The 19,199-nt window shown below is 63.7% G+C and carries 14 protein-coding genes; 7 read left to right on the forward strand and 7 right to left on the reverse strand.

Translation table 11 applies throughout. From position 1 onward, the window contains the following. Nucleotide 1 precedes the first annotated feature (1 nt). Both WCL10_RS06375 and WCL10_RS06380 read right to left on the reverse strand, forming a co-directional pair. Nucleotides 2-1,267: a cystathionine gamma-synthase family protein gene (locus tag WCL10_RS06375; protein WP_336894798.1), complete on the reverse strand. Its 1,266-nt coding sequence runs from the start codon at nucleotides 1,265-1,267 to the stop codon at nucleotides 2-4. After that, the gene (locus WCL10_RS06380; protein WP_336894799.1) at nucleotides 1,257-2,468 is read right to left on the reverse strand and encodes an aromatic ring-hydroxylating dioxygenase subunit alpha; all 1,212 of its coding nucleotides are present in this window, start codon (nucleotides 2,466-2,468) and stop codon (nucleotides 1,257-1,259) included. The genes WCL10_RS06375 and WCL10_RS06380 overlap by 11 nt, the downstream gene beginning before the upstream one ends. Nucleotides 2,469-3,070: 602 nt before the next feature. Here WCL10_RS06380 and WCL10_RS06385 point away from each other — a divergent pair. The 7 genes from WCL10_RS06385 (at nucleotide 3,071) to WCL10_RS06415 (ending at nucleotide 13,957) form a co-directional block, all read left to right on the forward strand. Further along, nucleotides 3,071-5,722, forward strand: a complete 2,652-nt coding sequence (locus WCL10_RS06385; RefSeq protein WP_336894800.1) for a TonB-dependent receptor — start codon at nucleotides 3,071-3,073, stop codon at nucleotides 5,720-5,722. A 122-nt stretch (nucleotides 5,723-5,844) separates the two neighbouring features. Beyond that, nucleotides 5,845-7,917, forward strand: coding sequence for a sulfotransferase (locus WCL10_RS06390; protein WP_336894801.1), 2,073 nt, complete (start codon nucleotides 5,845-5,847; stop codon nucleotides 7,915-7,917). Nucleotides 7,918-7,951: 34 nt separating this feature from the next. Beyond that, nucleotides 7,952-9,262: an MFS transporter gene (locus WCL10_RS06395; protein ID WP_336894802.1), complete on the forward strand. Its 1,311-nt coding sequence runs from the start codon at nucleotides 7,952-7,954 to the stop codon at nucleotides 9,260-9,262. Beyond that, entirely contained in the window at nucleotides 9,255-10,709 is a 1,455-nt protein-coding gene (locus WCL10_RS06400; RefSeq protein WP_336894803.1) for an aldehyde dehydrogenase family protein, read from the forward strand. Before WCL10_RS06395 ends, WCL10_RS06400 begins: the two co-directional genes overlap by 8 nt. Then, on the forward strand, nucleotides 10,706-11,893 hold the full coding sequence (locus WCL10_RS06405; protein WP_336894804.1) for a mandelate racemase/muconate lactonizing enzyme family protein: 1,188 nt from the start codon (nucleotides 10,706-10,708) through the stop codon (nucleotides 11,891-11,893). Before WCL10_RS06400 ends, WCL10_RS06405 begins: the two co-directional genes overlap by 4 nt. After that, the gene (locus WCL10_RS06410; RefSeq protein ID WP_336894805.1) at nucleotides 11,893-13,503 is read left to right on the forward strand and encodes a GMC family oxidoreductase N-terminal domain-containing protein; all 1,611 of its coding nucleotides are present in this window, start codon (nucleotides 11,893-11,895) and stop codon (nucleotides 13,501-13,503) included. The genes WCL10_RS06405 and WCL10_RS06410 overlap by 1 nt, the downstream gene beginning before the upstream one ends. 70 nt (nucleotides 13,504-13,573) lie before the next feature. Next, nucleotides 13,574-13,957, forward strand: a complete 384-nt coding sequence (locus WCL10_RS06415) for a TonB family protein (RefSeq protein WP_336894806.1) — start codon at nucleotides 13,574-13,576, stop codon at nucleotides 13,955-13,957. A gap of 34 nt (nucleotides 13,958-13,991) precedes the next feature. Here WCL10_RS06415 and WCL10_RS06420 read toward each other — a convergent pair whose 3' ends face one another. The 5 genes from WCL10_RS06420 to WCL10_RS06440 form a co-directional block, all read right to left on the reverse strand. After that, nucleotides 13,992-14,945 carry an NAD(P)-dependent oxidoreductase gene (locus WCL10_RS06420; protein ID WP_336894807.1) on the reverse strand — a complete coding sequence of 318 codons (954 nt, stop codon included), beginning with the start codon at nucleotides 14,943-14,945 and terminating at the stop codon, nucleotides 13,992-13,994. 6 nt (nucleotides 14,946-14,951) lie between these two features. Beyond that, nucleotides 14,952-16,004 (reverse strand): alcohol dehydrogenase family protein, encoded by a 1,053-nt coding sequence (locus tag WCL10_RS06425; RefSeq protein WP_336894808.1) that lies wholly within the window; start codon nucleotides 16,002-16,004, stop codon nucleotides 14,952-14,954. A 132-nt stretch (nucleotides 16,005-16,136) separates the two neighbouring features. Next, nucleotides 16,137-16,865, reverse strand: a complete 729-nt coding sequence (locus tag WCL10_RS06430) for a class II aldolase/adducin family protein (RefSeq protein WP_336894809.1) — start codon at nucleotides 16,863-16,865, stop codon at nucleotides 16,137-16,139. Beyond that, complete coding sequence (locus WCL10_RS06435) at nucleotides 16,862-17,998, reverse strand: TauD/TfdA family dioxygenase (RefSeq protein ID WP_336894810.1); 1,137 nt, start codon at nucleotides 17,996-17,998, stop codon at nucleotides 16,862-16,864. The genes WCL10_RS06430 and WCL10_RS06435 overlap by 4 nt, the downstream gene beginning before the upstream one ends. 116 nt (nucleotides 17,999-18,114) lie before the next feature. Further along, nucleotides 18,115-19,071 carry a LysR family transcriptional regulator gene (locus WCL10_RS06440; protein ID WP_336894811.1) on the reverse strand — a complete coding sequence of 319 codons (957 nt, stop codon included), beginning with the start codon at nucleotides 19,069-19,071 and terminating at the stop codon, nucleotides 18,115-18,117. Nucleotides 19,072-19,199 lie beyond the last annotated feature (128 nt).

Below are 19,199 nucleotides of genomic sequence, written 5' to 3' on the forward strand. Positions count from 1 at the left end.
TTCAGACTGCCTCGAGCGCCTGGGAGAGATCCGCGATGATATCGTCGGCATGTTCGAGCCCGACGGACAGGCGCATGGTCCCGTCGGTAATACCGCCGGCAAGGCGCCCCTCGCGCGGGACGGCGTAGTGCGTGGTGGTGGCTGAATGACAGATCAGCGTTTCCGATCCGCCAAGGCTGACCGCGAGCTTCAACAGCTTCAGGGCATCGAGCATGCGGAACGATTCCGCCTCGCCGCCATGAAGGTGGAACGAGAAGGTTGAGCCGGCACCCTTGCACTGGCGGTCAAAGACCGCGCGCTGGGGCGTGCCTTCGGCAAGGAAGCCAAGGTAAGTCACCCCGGCAACCTTGGGATGATCGCGCAGGAATTCGGCCACGAGCCTCGCGTTCGACATGGCGCGCTCGATCCGAACCGACGCGGATTCCAAGCTGCGCACGACAAGCCATGCCGTGAAGGGATCGAGGTGATTGCCCCAGGTGGTGCGCAAGGTGCGCAGCTGGTGGATCAGCTCAAGCTTCCCTGTCACCCCGCCCGCCAACAGATCGCTGTGGCCGGCACAGTATTTGGTGAGCGAAGTCATGCACAGGTCGACGCCGTGCCCGATCGGGCGCTGGACGAAGGGTCCGAGCAGCGTGTTGTCGACCACGACCAGCGGACGGCGCCCCGTCTCACGGCCGATCTCGTCCGCCACCGCGACCATCAGATCGAGATCGACGATGGCAGCCGTCGGGTTAGCAGGCGTCTCAGCTACAATCAGCGCGAGCGGCCCCTTGGCAAGTGCGGCGCGGGCGGCGGCGCGCACGTGGTCGGGATCGCAGCCATCGGTGTACGTTTCGACATGGGTGCCAAAGCCCGGCATGACCGAGCCATAGAGCATGTCCACCCCGCCGTAGATCGGGCGGCCATGGAGCACGCTGTCCCCCGGCTTCACGAAGGTCAGCGCGATCGAGGAATGCGCGGCCATGCCCGAGGAGAACGCCGCGGCAGCCTCGGCGCCGTCGATGGCAGCGAGGCGCGTTTCCAGAATGTCGAGCCCGGGATGGCCAAGGCGCGAATAGATATGCCCCTCGCCCTTCTTCCCCGCCAGCGGCCCTGTGCCGTCAAAGAACGCCTCGTGGACGTCCTTCGCGTGCTGGGCCGTGGGATAGATGAAGGTCGAGGTCAGATAGACAGGCGGCTTGACCGCGCCGAGCGCCTCCGCCGGGTCGTAACCGAAAGAGACAGCTAGCGTTTCAGGGCGGTACCCCTTGGGAGAATCAGCGGCCATGCGTCTCGACATACTTGGCCGCGGTGTCGCAATACCAGTCGGTAAAGCGCAGCGCGAGCATCTCGGCCTCCTGCGAATAGGGACCGGGGACGTAGCCGGGGCTGTTCACGCCAAGCTGGTTGTTCTCCGCCAGCTCCTTGTCCTGCAGGTTGGTGCGCGTCCACAGGTCGGCGAGTTCGTCGACCGAGTAATCGACGCCCTCGACCGCATCCTTGTGCACCAGCCACTTGCCGGTAACCGCCGTCTCGAACGGCCCCACCGGCATCGCGCTGAACATGAAGGTGTGGTCGGCAGTCGCGTGGAGGAAGCTGTGCGGGTCGATCGCGAGGCGCATCGAACCGATATCGCCGCCGTTGCGATCGCACATCAGCTTCTTGACGAGGTGCTTGCCGTCCATCGACAGCGAGACCACCTCGGGATTGAGCAGGAAGCGCGCCAGCTGCCACCACTCACCTTCGATCGCCTCAGTCGCGAGGCCGACGGCCGCCATCTGTTCATGGAAAGTCTGTACGCGCAGATCGCCATCCACGTCGAAGTGCTTCTTCATCCCGACCGGGAAGGTCTTTGCCAGTTCGGGATGGCCGGTGGCGCAGTGATAGCACTCGCGCCCGTTTTCCATGACGAGCTTCCAGTTGGCGTATTCGGTGATCGTGCTTTCGAACGCGAGCTTGGCGTTCGTCAGATCGTGGGGCCCGAGGTATTCCTGCAGCTTGATCGCAAACTCGTTGAACGGCGGCGGGTTGTCGTCAAAGCAGATGAACAGGCAGCCCGCCACGCGCTCGAGCTGGATCGGACGCAGGCTGTGCGCGGCCTTGTCGAACCCTTCTTCCATGCGCATCGCCGAAAGCAGCGAGCCGTCGAGCTCATAGGTCCAGCGGTGGTAGGGGCACACGATCTTGGGCGCCGAACCGCTGCCCGCCGCGCAGAGCAGGGAGCCGCGGTGGCGGCAGGAATTGTGAAAGGCGCGGATCTCGCCGTCGCGGCCCTTCACGATGAGCACCGGCCACTTGCCGACCATCTGCGAAATGTAGCTGCCCGCCTTGGGCAGCTCGCACTCGAAGCCGGCCATGAGCCAGCTCGTGCCGTAGACCGCGCTCATGTCGAAGTCGAAGACCTCGGCATCGTTATAGAGCGCCTGGGGGAGACAGTGCCCCGCCGGCCGTTGGGCCAGAAGCGAGCCGATCCGGCTGATGTCGATCATGCGTGGGTTTCCATTCGGGATCAGTCCCGATTTCGCGAGGAACGGATGCTCTCTCGGGTGGACCATGTCGGCAGATGCAGCCAATCGGATTTCCTTATGCCGCCATGGAAAATTGACAAAAAGGCATGGCCCGGCCCTGCCTTTGACGCGGCGCGGCAAACTGCGGCTGGCCGGCGTTACCGCTTCAGTAGGACAAATCTCATTAAAATCAGATTCTTACATTTCGAGGCACGGCGCAGCGCGGCGAGGAGGACCGAAAAGCCACACTCGATAGGGACCTTGCTGCGACGCAAACTGGGGGTGGATTTCGATTCGGCTTTGACCTAGGCTTTTCGAAACGCGGGAAAGCGTGGGTGAAAACGGGGAGTAAATTCAGGGAATTGCCAGCGTGCGGGAGATCGGTGCCGAACAGACCGATCCGGTGTTAAGCGGCATCTTGATGCCCTTGTCCCATTCCTTGCGCGGCCCAGCCCTGATGGTCAGCCTCATTTTCGTTCACATTGCCGTGCTTTGACGAATTCCGGCTTCGTGCCGGGCAAGGGATGGAAAACATGGGGGTTACAATGAAATCACGGTTTATGTTGTCGTGCGCCGCCGCGGCCGTGGCATTCGGCTCGGGCGGTCTGGCACAGGCCCAGAGCACTGCTCCGCAGGCTGATGCGGCCCCTGTTCGGTCGGACGAGATCATCGTGACCGCGCAGCGCCGCGATCAGTCGATCCAGGACGTTCCTTTCACGCTTCAGGCGTTCAGCACCGACACGCTGAGCAAGCTCAACATCACCACCTTCAGCGACCTGTTGAAGTACACTCCCAACGTGACCTTCGCGAACAACGGCCCCGGCAACGGTGGCGTTTTCCTGCGCGGCCTGTCGGGCGGCTTCGCCGGTCAGCAGTCTTCGGCGACGATCGGTGGCTTCCCCAACGTGGCGATCTACCTCGATGACCAGTCGATGCAGTTCCCTGCGCGCAATGCAGACGTTTATGTCGCCGACATCGAGCGCGTCGAAGTGCTCGAAGGCCCACAGGGTACACTGTTCGGCGGCGGCGCTCAGGCTGGTGTGGTTCGCTACATCACGAACAAGCCCAAGCTCGGTAAGTTCGAGGCCCGGATCGAGGGCAGCTTCGGCGGAACCGCCGGCGGCGGCGCAAACGGCGCGTTCAATGCGATGGTCAACGTGCCGATTGTGGATGACAAGCTCGCCGTCCGCGCGGTGGTCTACACCGATCATCACGGCGGCTACATCGACAACAAGTTCTCGACCTTCACCCGCGAGCCGACCGACCTTGGTTCGTACTATCTGGCGTATAACGGCAACGGCAACAAACTGACGCCGGACCAGCAGGTTAATCAGGGCAAGTACAACAATAACGCTCTGGTCGAAGACAATTTCAACCCTGTCGACTACACCGGCGGCCGTGTCTCGATCGGCTGGCAGATCGCGCCCGATTGGGACCTGCTGGTTGCGGAATCGTACCAGAAGCTCGAATCCAAGGGCACCTTCGCGACCCAGACCTACACCTATGACTATGCCCCGCTTACGGGCCTGTCGTCGACGCTGTTTGCGCCGCAGTACACCAAGGACAGCTACACAAACACTGCGTGGACCATCAATGGCAAGATCGGCGATTTCAAACTGATCTACACCGGCGCCTATCTGAAGCGCCACATCTCGCAGCAGGGTGACTACACCAACTATGCTCGCGCGACGTACGGCATCTTCTATCAGTGCACCGGCGGTGCCAACTACTACTTCGGCACTTATGGCGGCGCGCCTTACTGCCACGAGCCGACCAGCTATTGGACGGACAAGGTGCGCAACACGCACGAGAGCCACGAATTCCGCATCAGCACGCCCGATAGCGGCCGTATCCGCGCCATCGCGGGTGCGTACTACGAATCCTTCAAGATTCAGGACAACCAGGATTGGGACTACAAGACCATTCCGTCGTGCGATCCTTCGCTGACGTCAGCGGCCATCAAGGCTGCTGGTACGGTGTGCCTTGGTCTTGTTGCCCCGAACCCCGCGGCCACGCTCAACGTTCCCGGCCCGCGTGGTCCGGCTGTTGCCTTCGGTGAAGATACCCAGCGCGGCTATAAGCAGTATGCCCAGTTCGTTTCGGTCGATTTCGACATCTTGCCGAACCTGACCATCACGGCCGGCACACGCCACTACTATTACAAGGAATTCGAGGTCGGCTCGGTCTATTCCTCGTTCAACGCCGGTTGCTATCAGGTTCCGGTGTGCGTGACCGGCTCGAACCTTGATGCCCTCGGTCTCAAGTCCAGCTATAACGGCTTCAAGAGCAAGGGCACGATCACGTGGAAGCCCCAGCAAGGAACGATGGTTTACGCAACGTTCAGCCAGGGCTTCCGTCCGGGCGCCTTCAACCGTGGCCCTTCGGCTCGCGTGAAGGACCCGATCGCACCGCACGCTCCCCAGCTGCTGGTGTCTGCGGCTTATGCCCCGGACAATCTGACAAACTGGGAAGTGGGTCTTAAGACCGATCTTTTTGACCGGAAGGTCACCTTCAACCTGTCCGCCTACCTCATGGACTGGAAGAACGTGCAGGTCGGCTTCTTCAACCCGGCTGCCGGCTTCGGCAACACCGCGTTCGGGACCAATGGCCCGAACTATCGCATCAAGGGTGTTGAAGCACAGTTTGTGGCGCGTCTCATGGACGGGCTTACGATTCAGGGTTCGGCTACCTACAACGACTCGAAGCAGTCCAATGCGCCTTGCTTCATCGCGAACAACCCCGGCGTGTCGAGCTTCGGCAAGTGCATCACCGAGGTGTTTTCGGGTGGCGTGATCAAGCCGGTTCAGAGCCCGTTTGGTACCGTCGGCAGCATCACGCCGTTCAGCCCGCATTTCCAGGGCAACATCCGTGGTCGGTACGAGTGGACCGGCAAGGGCGGCATGGAATGGTTTGTGGCCGGCGGCGTGAACTACACGAGCTCGCAGTTCAACCAGCCTGCAACCTACCCGTCGGGCGATGTTCCGGGTAACGGCAACGTAGTGGGCCCCAACGGTATCATCGTTCCCGCGACCACCGTGCTGCGCTACAAGATGCCGGGCTACGCGCTCACCGATGCACAGATCGGCTTCACGCGCGAAAACTGGACGGTGACGATCTTCGGTGACAACCTGTTCAACAGCCACGCATCGACGTTCACCAACTCGTCGCAGTACATCAAGACGTCGACGATCGTCCGTCCGCTGACTTACGGCATCAAGGTTTCGACCAAGCTGTAATCAGATGCGAATGAATGGAAGGGGTGGCGTGGCAAACGCCACCCCTTGCTTTCCGGTGGCCCGGAGCCTTTGATGGGCGAGTGTGATGGGCAAGCGGCGAAAGCCGGCAGGAAAGTGCGTTAATGGCCACGCAAATTGAACTGAATCCCACTTTCCAGTCACACCGCGCGCCGACTGCGGCTCTGCCGGAGGCTGAACTCAAAGCCCTGCACCTGCTTCAGGCCAAAGGCGACTATGCGGCTGCAGCGGCAGGTGCGCGCAAATCGCTCCCGGCCGATCCCGCCAACCGTGATCTTCTGCTGATCGAAGCGCATTCGCTGCGAATGATGCAGCATGTAGATGCCGCGCTTGAAGCGCTTGAACGCTTTGCCCGCCACCATCCCAGATTCAGCCAGCTCTACCTGGAGCGGGGGCTGTGCCACGTCGCCCGGCGCGATGCCCGCGCCGCCATCCTCGATCTGCGTACCGCCGTTACGGCGAACCCTGCGCTCGCGATGGGCTGGCGCATGCTCGACGGGCTCTATCGCATGACCGGGGATCAGCGCAGCGCTGACCTTGCCGGGCGCCATGTCGCCCACCTTGCGAGCCTGCCACCCCCGATCGTTCACGCCAAGGTTCTCTATGGCGACGGCGAGATCGATGCCGCCGAAATGCTGATCCGCCGCTTCCTGATGGAAGCCGGTGATCATCCCGAAGCGATGCGCTTGCTCGCCCAGATTGGGCATTTGCGCAACGTGCTCGACGATGCCGAGGCGCTCTACGAGGGCGTTCTCGCGATGGTGCCCGACCACCACGAGGCGCGGCATGAATATGTGCAGGTGCTGATCGCGCGGCACAAGTTCCCCCGGGCACGCGAGGCGCTCGAGCCGCTGCTGAAGCTCGATCCCAAAAGCCACGCGCATCGCATCCAGGCCGCGACGATCCGCGTCGGGCTCGGCGATTTTGCAGGCGTCATTCCCGACTACCGCACGATGATCGCGGAAATCCAGGGCGACAGCTTGGAGGCGCGGGTCCGGCGGGCGGACCTCAACCTCTGGCTCGGCCACGCGCTCAAGACCGAAGCGCGGACCGAGGAGGCCATCGACGCCTATATGGCCGCGACCACCGACCGCCCCGATTTCGGCGATGCGTGGTGGAGCCTCGCCAACCTCAAGACTTATCGCTTTTCGGACGATTCCATCGCGATCCTGCAAGAGCAGCTGGCAAGCGAGGCAACCGCCGAGGTCGACCGCATTCACCTTGCCTTCGCGCTCGGAAAGGGCCTGGAAGACAAAGGCGACTACGAGGCCTCCTGGGCTGCCTATGCGCAGGGCAATGCCATGCACCGCGCCAGCAACGGCTATATCCCCACCGTTTTCGAGACCAACACGCGCGAGCAGAAGCGGATCTGCACCCCCTCATTCTTTGCCGAACGCGCAGGCTGGGGGATCGAGGACGGCTCGCCCATCTTCGTTGTCGGCCTCCCGCGTTCGGGCTCGACCCTGATCGAGCAGATCCTCGCCTCGCACAGCCTGGTCGAGGGCACGCAGGAACTGCCCGACATCCAGCGCATCGTGCACGAGTTGCAGGGGCGTGAACTCGATTTCGACAAGCCGCTCTACCCCGCATCGCTGGAAGCGCTTGATGCGGACGCCGTCCATCGTTTCGGTGAGCAATACATTGCCGATACCATGCCCAACCGCGTGCTGGGCCGGCCTTACTTCATCGACAAGATGCCGAACAATTTCCGGCATGTCGGGCTCATGCACCTCATCCTGCGGAACGCGAAGATCATCGACGCGCGGCGCGAGCCGATGGCCTGCTGCTTCAGCAACCTCAAGCAGCTCTTCGCGCAAGGGCAGGAATTCAGCTACGGCATCGAGGATATCGCCCGCTATTACCGCACCTATGTCGAACTGATGGACCACTGGGATGCGGTGCTGCCGGGCCGCGTGCTGCGCGTGCAGCACGAGGACGTGGTCGATGACCTCGAAGGCAGCGTGCGGCGCATTCTCGAGTATTGCGGCCTGCCCTTCGAGAGTGCCTGCGTCGAGTTCCACAAGACCAAGCGCAGCGTGCGCACGCCGAGTTCGGAGCAGGTCCGCCAGCCAATCTTCCGCGACGGGCTGGAGCAGTGGAAGAATTTCGAACCCTGGCTCGAGCCCTTGCGCGCGGCGCTGGGGCCGGAGCTGGCTCCGAGAACCGAAGCACGATAAAACAACCTAACGAGAACCGGGACAGGAACAGACAATGGCAGCAATAGGTGCGACCACAGCCCCCGCAGGCGAGGAAAATGCTTCCGTAGCCCTGCGCTGGTACGTGCTGTTCGTTATGATGCTGGCCTATACGATCAACATCGCGGACCGCTACGTGATGTCGACCGTGCTCGAGCAGATCCGGCTCGACCTGCACCTGAGCGACGGCGGTGTCGCCTTCCTGACCGGTGTTTCGCTCGCGCTGTTCTACGTCAGCATGGGCATTCCGCTCTCTTGGATTGCGGACCGCTACAACCGGCGCAACTTGCTCGCCATCTCGATCACGCTGTGGTCGGTAATGACGACGATGTGCGGGCTTTCGCGTGGCTATATGCAGCTTCTGCTCGCGCGCATGGGTGTGGGCATCGGCGAGGCCGGCGGCACGCCTTCATGCAACTCGATTATCTGCGACTACTTTCCCGCCGCGCGGCGCCCGATGGCCCTTACCATCTTCTGCCTCGGCGCGCCTATCGGCGCCTGGATCGGTGCGGACATGGCGGGCGCGGTCGCTCATGCCTATGGCTGGCGGGCCGCGTTCCTCGTGCTGGGAATTCCGGGCGTTCTGCTCGCCCTCCTGATCATGGCGACGATCCGCGAGCCCAAGCGCGGCTGCCTTGACGCGGTGCAGACAGAAGACAACCCGACGCTCATGGAAACCATGCGCTTCTGCCTGAAGCAGCGCTCGGCCGTGCACGTGATGATGGGCAGCGGCGTCGCCGCGCTCTGGGGTTGGGGCCTCATGTGGTTCATCCCCACGTTCCTGCAGCGCACATACCAGATCGACGTAGGTGCGGCCGGCGCAATCGTCGGACCGATCCACCTTGTCATGGGTATCGGCGCCTCGCTGCTGACAGCATGGATCCTTGGCCGTCCCTCATACACCGATCCGCGCAAGATCGTGTACTTGCTGGGCGGCGTGACGGCGGTGGCTACGGTGCCTGGGATCATCGCGATCTATACGCACAACCTCACGCTCGCCACGGTCTCGCTGTGGCTGTTCATCCCGGGCATCTATTTCTACATCGGCCCCGCCTTCGCGCTTGGCCAGAACCTCGCTCCGCCGAAGATGCGCGCGATGTTCAGCGCCATCGCACTGCTCGTGGCGAATGTGTTCAATCTCATCGTCGCGCCGCAGGGCGTCGGCATGCTGAGCGACTACTTCGCCGGACCCGCCGGGCCTGATGCTGCATCACTCCGTTCCGCACTGCTGATCCTTGCCCCCACGGGCTTCTGGGCAGCGCTCCACTATTTCCTGGCGGCCAGAACGATCGTCGAAGACCAGAAGCGAGCCATCGGTTATGTCTGAACTTTCAAGCACTTTGCCCCCCCTCCCCTCCTACATCAACGGCGCCTGGAGCCTTCCCGCCACCTCGATTGCGGTGTTCGAGGCGATCAATCCGGCCACCGAAGAACCCTGCGCGCGCGTGGCGCTTTGCGGACCGGACGATGTTGATCGCGCGATGCATGCTGCGCGCGCGGCATTCGACGGGTATTCGGCGCTTCCGCTAGAGGAACGCCTCGCTCTCGTCGAAAAGCTCATCGCGGTGTTCGAGGCCCGCTACGACGAGATGGTCACGGCGATCAGCACCGAAATGGGCGCGCCTTACGATTTGTCCTACAATGCGCAGGCCGAATGCGGCCCCGGGCACCTCAAGGAAACCGTGAAGGCGGCGCGCGAGATGGTGTGGGAACGGCCCTTGGGCGGTCGCGGACGGCTGGTGCATGAGGCCGTGGGCGTCTGCGCGCTGATCACGCCGTGGAACTGGCCGATCAACCAGCTTGCCGCCAAGATCGGCCCGGCCCTGGTCGCAGGCTGCACGATGGTGCTGAAGCCGAGCGAGATCGCCCCGCTTTCCGCGCAGCTCTTCGCCGAATTCATCCACGAAGCGGGCTTCCCGGCGGGCGTGTTCAACATGGTTCACGGCACCGGGCCCGGCATTGGCGATGCGCTGACCAGCCACCCCGAGGCCGACATGGTCTCGTTCACCGGCTCGACGCGCGCAGGGATCCAGGTGGCGAAGTCCGCCGCCGAGACGGTCAAGCGCGTCAGCCAGGAGCTGGGCGGCAAATCGGCCAATGTGGTCTTTGCCGATGCGGGGCTGGAAGCAGCGGTAACCCGCGGGGTGCGGCATTGCTTCGGCAATTCGGGCCAATCGTGCAATGCGCCCACGCGCATGCTGGTGGAAGCCTCGGCCTATGACGAGGCTGTCGCGATCGCGAAAAAGGTGGCCGAAAGCGTCAAGCTCGGCGATCCGATGGAGAAGGGTCCGCATATCGGCCCGGTCGTCAGCAAGGTGCATTACGACAAGATCCAGCGTCTGATCGAGGCTGGCATTGCCGAAGGCGCACAGCTGGTGACAGGCGGCCCGGGCCGCGCCGACGGGTTCGAGCGCGGCTACTATGTCAAGCCGACCGTTTTTGCCGGCGTGAACAACCAGATGACGATCGCGCGCGAGGAGATCTTCGGGCCGGTGCTCGCCATGATCCCGTTCAAGGACGAGGCCGAGGCGATCGAAATCGCCAACGACACGCCATACGGCCTTGCCGGCTACGTCCAGAGCGGCGACCAGGAGCGCGCGCGGCGCGTGGCGCGGCGGATCCGTGCGGGCAGCGTCTATGTGAACGGTGCGGGGCAGGACTATTGCTCGCCCTTCGGCGGCTACAAGCAATCGGGCAACGGGCGCGAGTGGGGCGAATTTGGCCTCCACGATTTCCTTGAAATCAAGGTGATCAACGGCTTCGAGGCGGCATGAAGCTCGCCGATATCGAGACCTTCGTCGTCGGCAATCCGCCGCCGCATTTCGGCGGGCGGTATTTCGTGTTCGTGAAGCTGACGACGGCCTGCGGGATCAGCGGGATCGGCGAGGCCTACTGCGTGCCCTTCTCGCCGCAACTCGTGGCGAAAATGATCGAGGACGTCTTCGCGCGCTATGCGGCTGGGCGTGATCCGCATGACATCGAGAACCTGTGGCGGCGCGTCTATTCGAGCGGGTTTACCCAGCACTCCGATCTTTCGCTGATGGGCGTGCTGAGCGCGCTGGAAATGGCGTGCTGGGATATCATCGGCAAGGCGGCAGGACAGCCGGTTTACAAACTGCTCGGCGGGCAGGTTCACGAGCGGCTTCGCGCCTACACCTATATCTACCCGCGTCCGGGGGATCAGACCGACGTCTATCATGATCCGGACCTCGCGGCAGAGCGCTCGGCGGAATACCTCGCCATGGGGTTCACGGCGCTGAAGTTCGATCCCGCCGGGCCTTACTCGGCGTTCGATGGGCGGCAGTTGTCGCTGGAGGCGCTGGACCTCAGCGAGCGCTTTGCCAACACTTTGCGCGAGGCGGTGGGGAGCAAGGCGGACTTGCTGTTCGGCACGCATGGCCAGATGACCGCGGCGGGCGCGATCCGGCTGGCGAAGCGGCTTGAGGCGGCCGATCCGCTGTGGCTGGAAGAGCCGGTGCCGCCCGATGCGCCGGAGGAAATGGCCAAGGTCGCGCGCGCGACGAGCATTCCCATCGCGACCGGCGAGCGGCTGTCTACCAAGTACGATTTCGCCCGCCTGCTCGACGCTGGCGGCGCGGCAATTCTCCAGATGAACCTTGGGCGCGTCGGCGGGCTGCTGGAAGCCAAGAAGATTGCCGGCATGGCGGAAGTGCGTCACGCGCAGATCGCGCCGCATCTTTATTGCGGCCCGGTGGTCGGCGCGGCCAACATCCAGCTCGCCACCGCGACGCCCAACTTCCTGATCCTTGAAAGCATCGAGGCTTGGGGCGGATTCCATACCGAAATCCTCAAGACCCCGATCCGCTTCGAGGAGGGCCACGTGATCCCGCCGACCGAGCCTGGACTTGGCGTCGAACTGAACGAGGACGTGGCCCGCGCGCATCCCTACACCGGGGACATGCTGCACCTGGAAATGACGCAGCACCCGGTGTTCTGATGACCGAGACCTACGACTATATCGTGGTGGGCGCCGGCACCGCCGGCTGCGTGCTGGCCAACCGGCTGACCGAGGACGGCAAGTCGACGGTGCTGTTGCTGGAGGCGGGCGGCAGCGATCTCTCGATCTGGATCCAGATGCCGATCGGCTATGGCCGCACCTTTTTCGACAAGCGCATCAACTGGATGTACGATACCGAGCCCGTCGAGGGGCTTGCCGGGCGCAGCAGCTACTGGCCGCGCGGCAAGGTGATCGGCGGCTCGGGCTCGATCAATGCGATGGTCTATGTGCGCGGGCAGCCGCGCGATTTCGACGACTGGCGTGCGGCGGGCAATCCCGGCTGGGGCTGGGACGATGTGCTGCCATTCTTCACCAAGTCCGAGGATTTCGACCGCTTCAGCGCGCACCACGGGCGCGGCGGGCCGCAGCATGTGACGGAGATTACGCCGCACGTGCATCCGGTGTGCCACAGCTTCATCGAGACGGCCGAAGGCCTTGGCTTTCCGGTGACGAGCGATTTCAACGGCAGCCATCCGGAAGGGGTTGGCTTCTACCAGATCAACACACGTGGCGGCTGGCGCGCCTCGACCGCAAATGCGTTTCTGCATCCGGCGCTGAAGCGCAAGAACCTTATGCTGCGCACAAAATCGCAGGCGACGCGCGTGCTATTCGAAGGCGCGCGGGCCGTCGGGATCGAATACCGGCGCGGCGGTAAGCTGCATCAGGTGAAGGCGCGGCGTGAGGTAATCCTTTCGGGCGGGGCGATCAATTCGCCGCAGTTGCTGATGCTTTCAGGGATCGGCGACGGTGCAGCACTGGCGCAGCATGGCATTGCCGTGCAAAGCCACCTGCCCGCTGTGGGCCGCAATCTGCAGGACCATCTGGCGGTTTCCTATTTCTACAAGGTGCGCACCGCGACCTTGAACGACGAGCTTCACCCGCTGCTTGGCAAGGCGCAGGCCGCGCTGCGCTTCGCCTTCGACCGGCGCGGGCCACTTTCGCTGAGCGTCAACCAGAGCGGCGGCTTTGTGCGCAGCGATCCCGAGGCGCCGCAGGTCGATCTGCAGCTCTATTTCAGCCCGGTGAGCTATACCAAGACGCCGCTCGCCGCGCGCAAGCTGCTCAATCCCGATCCGTTCTCGGCCTTCCTGCTCTCGTTCAATCCGTGCCGCCCGACGAGCAGGGGGCATCTCGAACTGCGCTCATCCGATCCGCTGGCCTATCCGGTGATCCAGCCCAATTACCTTTCGACCGACACAGACATTGCCGAAGTGCTCGCAGGCAACCGCTTGCTGCGCCAGATCGCGGCGAGCCGGCCGCTGTCCGACATGATCACCGAGGAACTGATCCCGGGCCCGGCAGTGGCAAGCGAGGAAGACCAGCTCGCCGATTTCCGCGCGCGGGCGGATACGGTCTATCACCCTACCGGCACCTGCGCGATGGGACCTGATGCGGCGACCTCGGTGGTCGATGCGCAGCTGCGCGTGCATGGCACCGAAGGCCTGCGGGTGATCGACGCCTCGATCTTCCCCAACATCACCAGCGGCAACACCAATGCGCCGACGGTGATGGTGGCGGAAAAGGGCGCGGCGATGGTGCGTGCTGGGTAATCTGGAACTTGCACCACCACCCTGATATTGACGCTTTGACCGGCTCTCGGCGCGGGGACAGCTTTTGCGGTTGAAAGTTTGCCTCTCATTTTTTGCTGCTGCGCTGGCCACCCAATCCGCAATGGGGACAGAGGCTGCCTCTCCTTGGGGGCCGCCTATTGCGGAATATGGCGGCGCATTGCCCAAGAGCGGACCCTGGATCGGGCTGGAAGATTATCCTGAAAGCCCGACACGCCGGACCGATGAAGGACGGGTCGTCTTGTCCTTTTCCATCACGGCCCATGGTCGTTTGACCGAATGCCGGGTCACCAAGTCCAGCGGCTCCGCTTGGCTCGATGGCGTACCGTGTCTTCTGCTCGAAAGACGTGCCCGCTTTTTGCCGGCGCGGGACAGGAATGGCAACGCCATCGCCACGGTGGGCAAGATGAGCGTTGATTTCGTCGTTCCGAGGTGATGGCGCCGCTACGGTTCGCAGCGCCACCTATGCATCACCGGCGCGGCACCACTTCGTATCCGGCCTCCTCCGGCTCATCATCGACCATCTGCTCGGGGAAGCCCGTGCCCAGCACCTTGATGCCGACGGGCTCTTCATAGCGGCGGATGATGTTGGGCGAGTGTTCGCGCGGGCCGAAAGAAGCCTCGCCTTCCTTGAACAGGCGCACGATCAGCGGGGACATTTCAACCGGCACGCCGGTTTCCTTGGCGATCTTGTCGAACAGGCCGACGTCCTTGGAGACAAGGTCCATCGTGAAGTTGATATCGCGGCTGCCGTTGAGGATCACCTGCGACTCCGTCTCGTGAACGAAGCTGTTGCCCGAGGAAATGCGGATCGCCTCATAGGTCGTGTTCATGTCGAGCCCGACGGCCTTGCACACCGTCAGCGCCTCGGCGAGCGCGACGAGGTGGGCGGTGCAGAGGAAATTGGTCATGACCTTGAGCTGCGAGGCGGTACCCCAATCGCCGGTGTGGAGCACGCGGCGGCCAAGCGTGGTGAGCACAGGCAGTACGCGCTCGAACCCGGCGCGCGGGCCGGCGGCGAAGATCGAGATATTGCCGGTGTCGGCACGGTGGCAACCGCCCGAGACGGGGCATTCCATGAAAAGGCCGCCCCTCGCTTCGACAAGCGGACCGAGGCGCAGGACTTCGGCGTAGTCGGTCGTGCTCATTTCCATCCAGACCTGGCCGGGGCGCATGACGGCAAGGAAGCCGTCGTCGCCTTCCGCCACGGCCGCACTGGCGGCAGGAGACGGCAGGCAGGTGATGATCACATCGACCGCTTCGCCCAATTCGCGCGGGCTCGCCGCTTCCTTGGCGCCGCGCGCGACATATTCGGCGACGAGCTCGGGATTGAGATCGCGCACTGTGACGTCGTGGCCGTTGCGGATGAGGCTGCCCGCGAGCTTGCCGCCGACATTGCCGAGGCCGATGAAACCGATCTTCATGGGGAATTACGCTCCGGGTATGAGCACGATCTTGCCGATGTGCTGCTTGGTAAGGAAGGCGCGCTGCGCCGCTACGATTTCGGAAAGCGGATATGTCGCCGCGACAACGGGGCGGATCTCGCCGCGCTCGATATAGCCGACGAGATTGGGGAAGACCTCCGACTCAAGGATCGTGCAGCCGTAGAGCGTCAGATCCTTGAGGTAGAGCGTGCGCAAGTCGAGCTCGGCAATCGGCCCAGAAATCGCGCCCGCGACGCCGTAGCGTCCGCCCCGTTTCAGGGCATCGAGCAGGGCGGGGAACCCTGCCCCGCCCGCGACATCGATCACGACATCGAAGGTTTCAGGCTCGAAATGTGCGTCGCGCGCTTCGACACGGGCAGCACCCAGCGCACGCACGCCGTCGGCCTTTTCCGGGCTGGCAAGCGCGGTGACTTCCGCGCCGCGCCGCTTCGCCAGTTGCACCGCAGCCGAGCCGACTCCGCCTGATGCGCCGGTGATCAGCACGCGCTCACCGGCGGCGAGCGCGGTGCGGGTCAGCATGTTTTCCGCCGCCGAATAGGCGCAGGGAAACGAGGCAAGTTCGATATCGGTCAGCGCGGTATCGATGCGGTGCGCATGGGCTGAAGGCACGCGGGCAAACTGCGCGAAGGCCCCATCGACTTCCGATCCGAAATAGGTCGCCTCGAACCGGCTGGCGCCGCGAAACACCGGCTCGACCAGCACGCTCTGGCCGATGCGGGCCGGGTCCACCCCCTCACCCACCGCGACGATCCGACCTGCGGCATCGGCGCCCTGAATGCGCGGAAACTGCGGGACGGCCCCGGTCCAGCCCGAATCCTCGGTCTTTGCCTCGGCAAACCCGTCGCCCCCGCCCGCTTCGGTCGCGACCGTGACGGCCTTGGAATACCACGCGGTGCGGGTGTTGATATCGGTGTTGTTGACCCCGCATGCCCCGACGCGGATCAGCACTTCACCCGCGCGGGGCTCCGGCACCGGCACATCGGTGCGATAGGACAGGCATTCGAACCCGCCATTGCCGGTGAGCAGGACTGCGGACATCTCTGATGGAATCTCAGTCATTGCCCCACCCCAAACCTCCGTTCGTGTCGAGCGAAGTCGAGACACCACACGCCGCGCTTGGTGTCTCGACTTCGCTCGACACGAACGGGGAAGATTTTGTTGGCATTCAGATCAATCCAGCGCCGGAAGCTGGGATTTCAGCCAGTCAAAGTGCGCGTAGGACATGCCGCGATAATCGTCCCACCCGCGCGCGGTATTCTCCGCGACTTCGTCTGACAGCACGTTGAGCGGCTGGCCGCTGGCATAGGCGAGCAGCAAGGTCTGCGCGGCCTTTTCGAAGAAGTAGAGGTCCTCGAAGGCCTCGGCGACGGTCGGCCCGGTGCAGGTGATCCCGTGGTTGCCCATCAGAAGGGTCTTCTTGTCGCCCAACGCTGCGGCAAGGCGCAGGCCCTCCTCCGCCTCATCGGCAATCCCGCCAAAGCCCTGATCGATCGCGAGCCGGCCCCAGAACCGCGCGGTATTGTTGTCGATCGGCAGCATGCGCGGATCGGCCAGCGTCGCGAGCGCGGTGGCATGCGGCGGGTGGCAATGGATGATCACCCGCGCGGCGGGGCACTGGCGGTGCACAGTGCCATGGATCGTCCAGGCCGAGGCATCGGGCGCATCGGGGCGGTTCATCACGTCCGGATCGTCGGCATCGAGCAGCATCAGGTCCTCGGGCTTGATGCTCGCGAATTGCTGCCACTTGCGGTTGAGAAGGAACGTCTTGCCGTCCGCCGAAACCGCCGCACTGAAGTGATTGCCGACCGATTCCGACCAGCCCATCTGCGCGGTGATGCGGAACGCGGCGGCAAGATCCTCGCGCAGCGCGGCGACGCCGGCTTCATCAAGATCGCTCACTTGAAGCGCCCCTCGCTCGTCAGTGCGCGGTAGGTGCTGCGCATCTCGCCGCGATCGGCATAAGTCCCCCGCAGATAGCGCACGCCGCTGGTCGCCGAATAGGCCTCACGCCCGTGAACGATGCGGTGGTTGTCGAACACGATGCATTCGCCCGCATGGATGCGGAAACGCATGAGGTACTTGTCCGATTGCAGCATGCGGCCGAAGCGGCAGAACGCGGGGTAATACCGATCGAGCACGTCCTGCGGCAGATCGAACACATCGGCCATGTGCTGGCTGATGGTGACGCCGGAAACCTCGCCATGCGCATCAAGCTCGATCACCCGCTGGCGCGAGCGGACGTCATACGTGTCGTGCTCGCAGTAGAACGGCACTTCGGTCTCGGCGAGGAGCATGAAGTCCTCAGGGTAGAGTTCGCGGAAATCGTTGGCGACCGCCACTCCGTCGAGGAACAGGTTCGCCCCGTCCTCGACGCTGTTGGCCCGGCAGTGGAGAAACTGGACGCCGGGGGCCATGTCCTCGGCCGGGGTATCGGTATGAAGCTCCAGCGCCTTCGCGGTGTAGGCAAGATTCGTCGGCTCGATATGCGTCATCACATCGAAGTATTCGCCGAAGAACGTCGGGCGCACGTGGCCCATCAGCTTGACGAGTTCGGTGAGGCCCTCGTCGCTGTCCGGCATGTCCGTCACCAGCGCGACGCCCTCGACGATCAGCGCCTTGAGCCATTCGGCCACCTTGGCCTTGTCGGCCATGAGTTCGGCCTGCGGGAATCGGGCGACGTCGGGGTAATGATCGGCATACCAGGCGCGACGCGGCAAGTCCGAAGGATCGTGGCGGCGCTTGCCCTCGGCATAGCTCGCGAGCCATTCGAGCGGATAGCGGCTGGTGTGGTTCTCGCCGTCCCACGCGATCTCCAGCGCATCGCCGACCACTTCGGCGCGGCGCGGGCGCGGTGCGGTGTCGAGGTGGAAGATGTCGAACACCCGCTCGCGCGTCTGGCTGTCGAACGAGCTGGGGCAATTGTCGCGCAGCCAGTAGTTGTTGAAATAGGCGCAGGCGCCGCCGGGCAACACGAGTTCAAGGCCGGTGTCGGTCGGGGTGACCGGTGCGGCAGAGGACGTGGCGAGGGTCATGTATCTCTCCGCGAGGTCTTGATTGGCGGGGATATTAGCCCGGAATGGACCGCGCCAGCAGGCTATCATCAAGAATCATATGCAGTATCAGCGGCGGTAATGCGGGACTGCTCTCGTCAGGGCGCACCCAGCAGGTCTGCAGCCCACGGAAGCTGTTCGAGCACGGGCGGCAAGCTTTCATTGCGGATCGCCTCGCCGGCAAGCGCGGCGGTTTCCATGGCGAGATCGCCCAGCTCGCCCGCGCGGCTCACCACCTGGATGCGGCGCGCAAAGCGCGCCCGGGGCAGCGGTTCGATGCGCAGCTGCGGGATCAGCCAGGGCATCGCGGCCAGGCAGAGCAGCGAGGTGATGCTCCAGCCGATGCCGAGCGCGACAGCATTGAGCTGCTGCGGAACGATATCGACCTCGATCACGTTGGGCAAACGCAGACGCATGCGCGTAAGCTGGCTTTCGATGCGCTGGCCCATGCCGGTGTCGAGCGAATAGCGCACGAATGGCAGCCCTTCCGCCGCCTCGATCGGATCGGCCGCGCTGCGAAAACTCGTCGGGAACACCAGCACGAACGGATCGTCGAGCACGTCGTGGTGCACCACGCCTTCCTGCTTCTCGAGCACGCTGCTGCCGGTGATCAGCATGTCACAGCGCCGCGCGAGGAAGTCCTGCTGCTGGTTGAGCGAGATGCCCGAGCGAACGCGCCAGCGCGCCACACGAGGGCCGAGCCGGCCGAGCAGCGGCGCGGTGAGCAAAATTGCGAGCGATTCGGCCATGGCAACGGTGACCTTGTCGATCGGCTGGCCCGCCCCTTCGCGCACCTCGTCGACCATGGTGCGCGCAGTGGCGAGGAGGTTCGTGGCCCGCTCATAAAGCGCGCGGCCGGCGGGCGTGAGCCCAAGCGGACGCAGCGTTCGATCGAACAGCATCGCGCCGATGCCCTGTTCAAGCCGGGCTATGGTCTGCGAGACCGCCGACTGGGTGATGCGCAGCTGCTGCGCGCTCGCAGTCATGCCGCCGAGCTCGACCGTGAGGACGAAGACTTCGAGCGCATGGAAATCGAACTCGGCGGGGAGCAGCATCGGGCCTCACGATTAATTGTGATGAAGCCCTATATTATATCCAGTTATCCTGGGGCAAGAACGTTCCCGCAGCGACGCGGATTGACGTAGATCAATGCGAGGGGCAAACTGCCCTAATTCCAACGGAG

This window comes from Novosphingobium sp. (assembly GCF_037133355.1).
Taxonomy (GTDB): domain Bacteria; phylum Pseudomonadota; class Alphaproteobacteria; order Sphingomonadales; family Sphingomonadaceae; genus Novosphingobium.

Bases quoted from the DNA above. Each gene is read 5' to 3' on its own strand.
- WCL10_RS06375 (WP_336894798.1), bottom strand. From the start codon at position 1,267: ATGGCCGCTGATTCTCCCAAGGGGTACCGCCCTGAAACGCTAGCTGTC.
- WCL10_RS06380 (WP_336894799.1), bottom strand. From the start codon at position 2,468: ATGATCGACATCAGCCGGATCGGCTCGCTTCTGGCCCAACGGCCGGCG.
- WCL10_RS06390 (WP_336894801.1), top strand. From the start codon at position 5,845: ATGGCCACGCAAATTGAACTGAATCCCACTTTCCAGTCACACCGCGCG.
- WCL10_RS06395 (WP_336894802.1), top strand. From the start codon at position 7,952: ATGGCAGCAATAGGTGCGACCACAGCCCCCGCAGGCGAGGAAAATGCT.
- WCL10_RS06400 (WP_336894803.1), top strand. From the start codon at position 9,255: ATGTCTGAACTTTCAAGCACTTTGCCCCCCCTCCCCTCCTACATCAAC.
- WCL10_RS06405 (WP_336894804.1), top strand. From the start codon at position 10,706: ATGAAGCTCGCCGATATCGAGACCTTCGTCGTCGGCAATCCGCCGCCG.
- WCL10_RS06410 (WP_336894805.1), top strand. From the start codon at position 11,893: ATGACCGAGACCTACGACTATATCGTGGTGGGCGCCGGCACCGCCGGC.
- WCL10_RS06420 (WP_336894807.1), bottom strand. From the start codon at position 14,945: ATGAAGATCGGTTTCATCGGCCTCGGCAATGTCGGCGGCAAGCTCGCG.
- WCL10_RS06425 (WP_336894808.1), bottom strand. From the start codon at position 16,004: ATGTCCGCAGTCCTGCTCACCGGCAATGGCGGGTTCGAATGCCTGTCC.
- WCL10_RS06435 (WP_336894810.1), bottom strand. From the start codon at position 17,998: ATGACCCTCGCCACGTCCTCTGCCGCACCGGTCACCCCGACCGACACC.
- WCL10_RS06440 (WP_336894811.1), bottom strand. From the start codon at position 19,071: ATGCTGCTCCCCGCCGAGTTCGATTTCCATGCGCTCGAAGTCTTCGTC.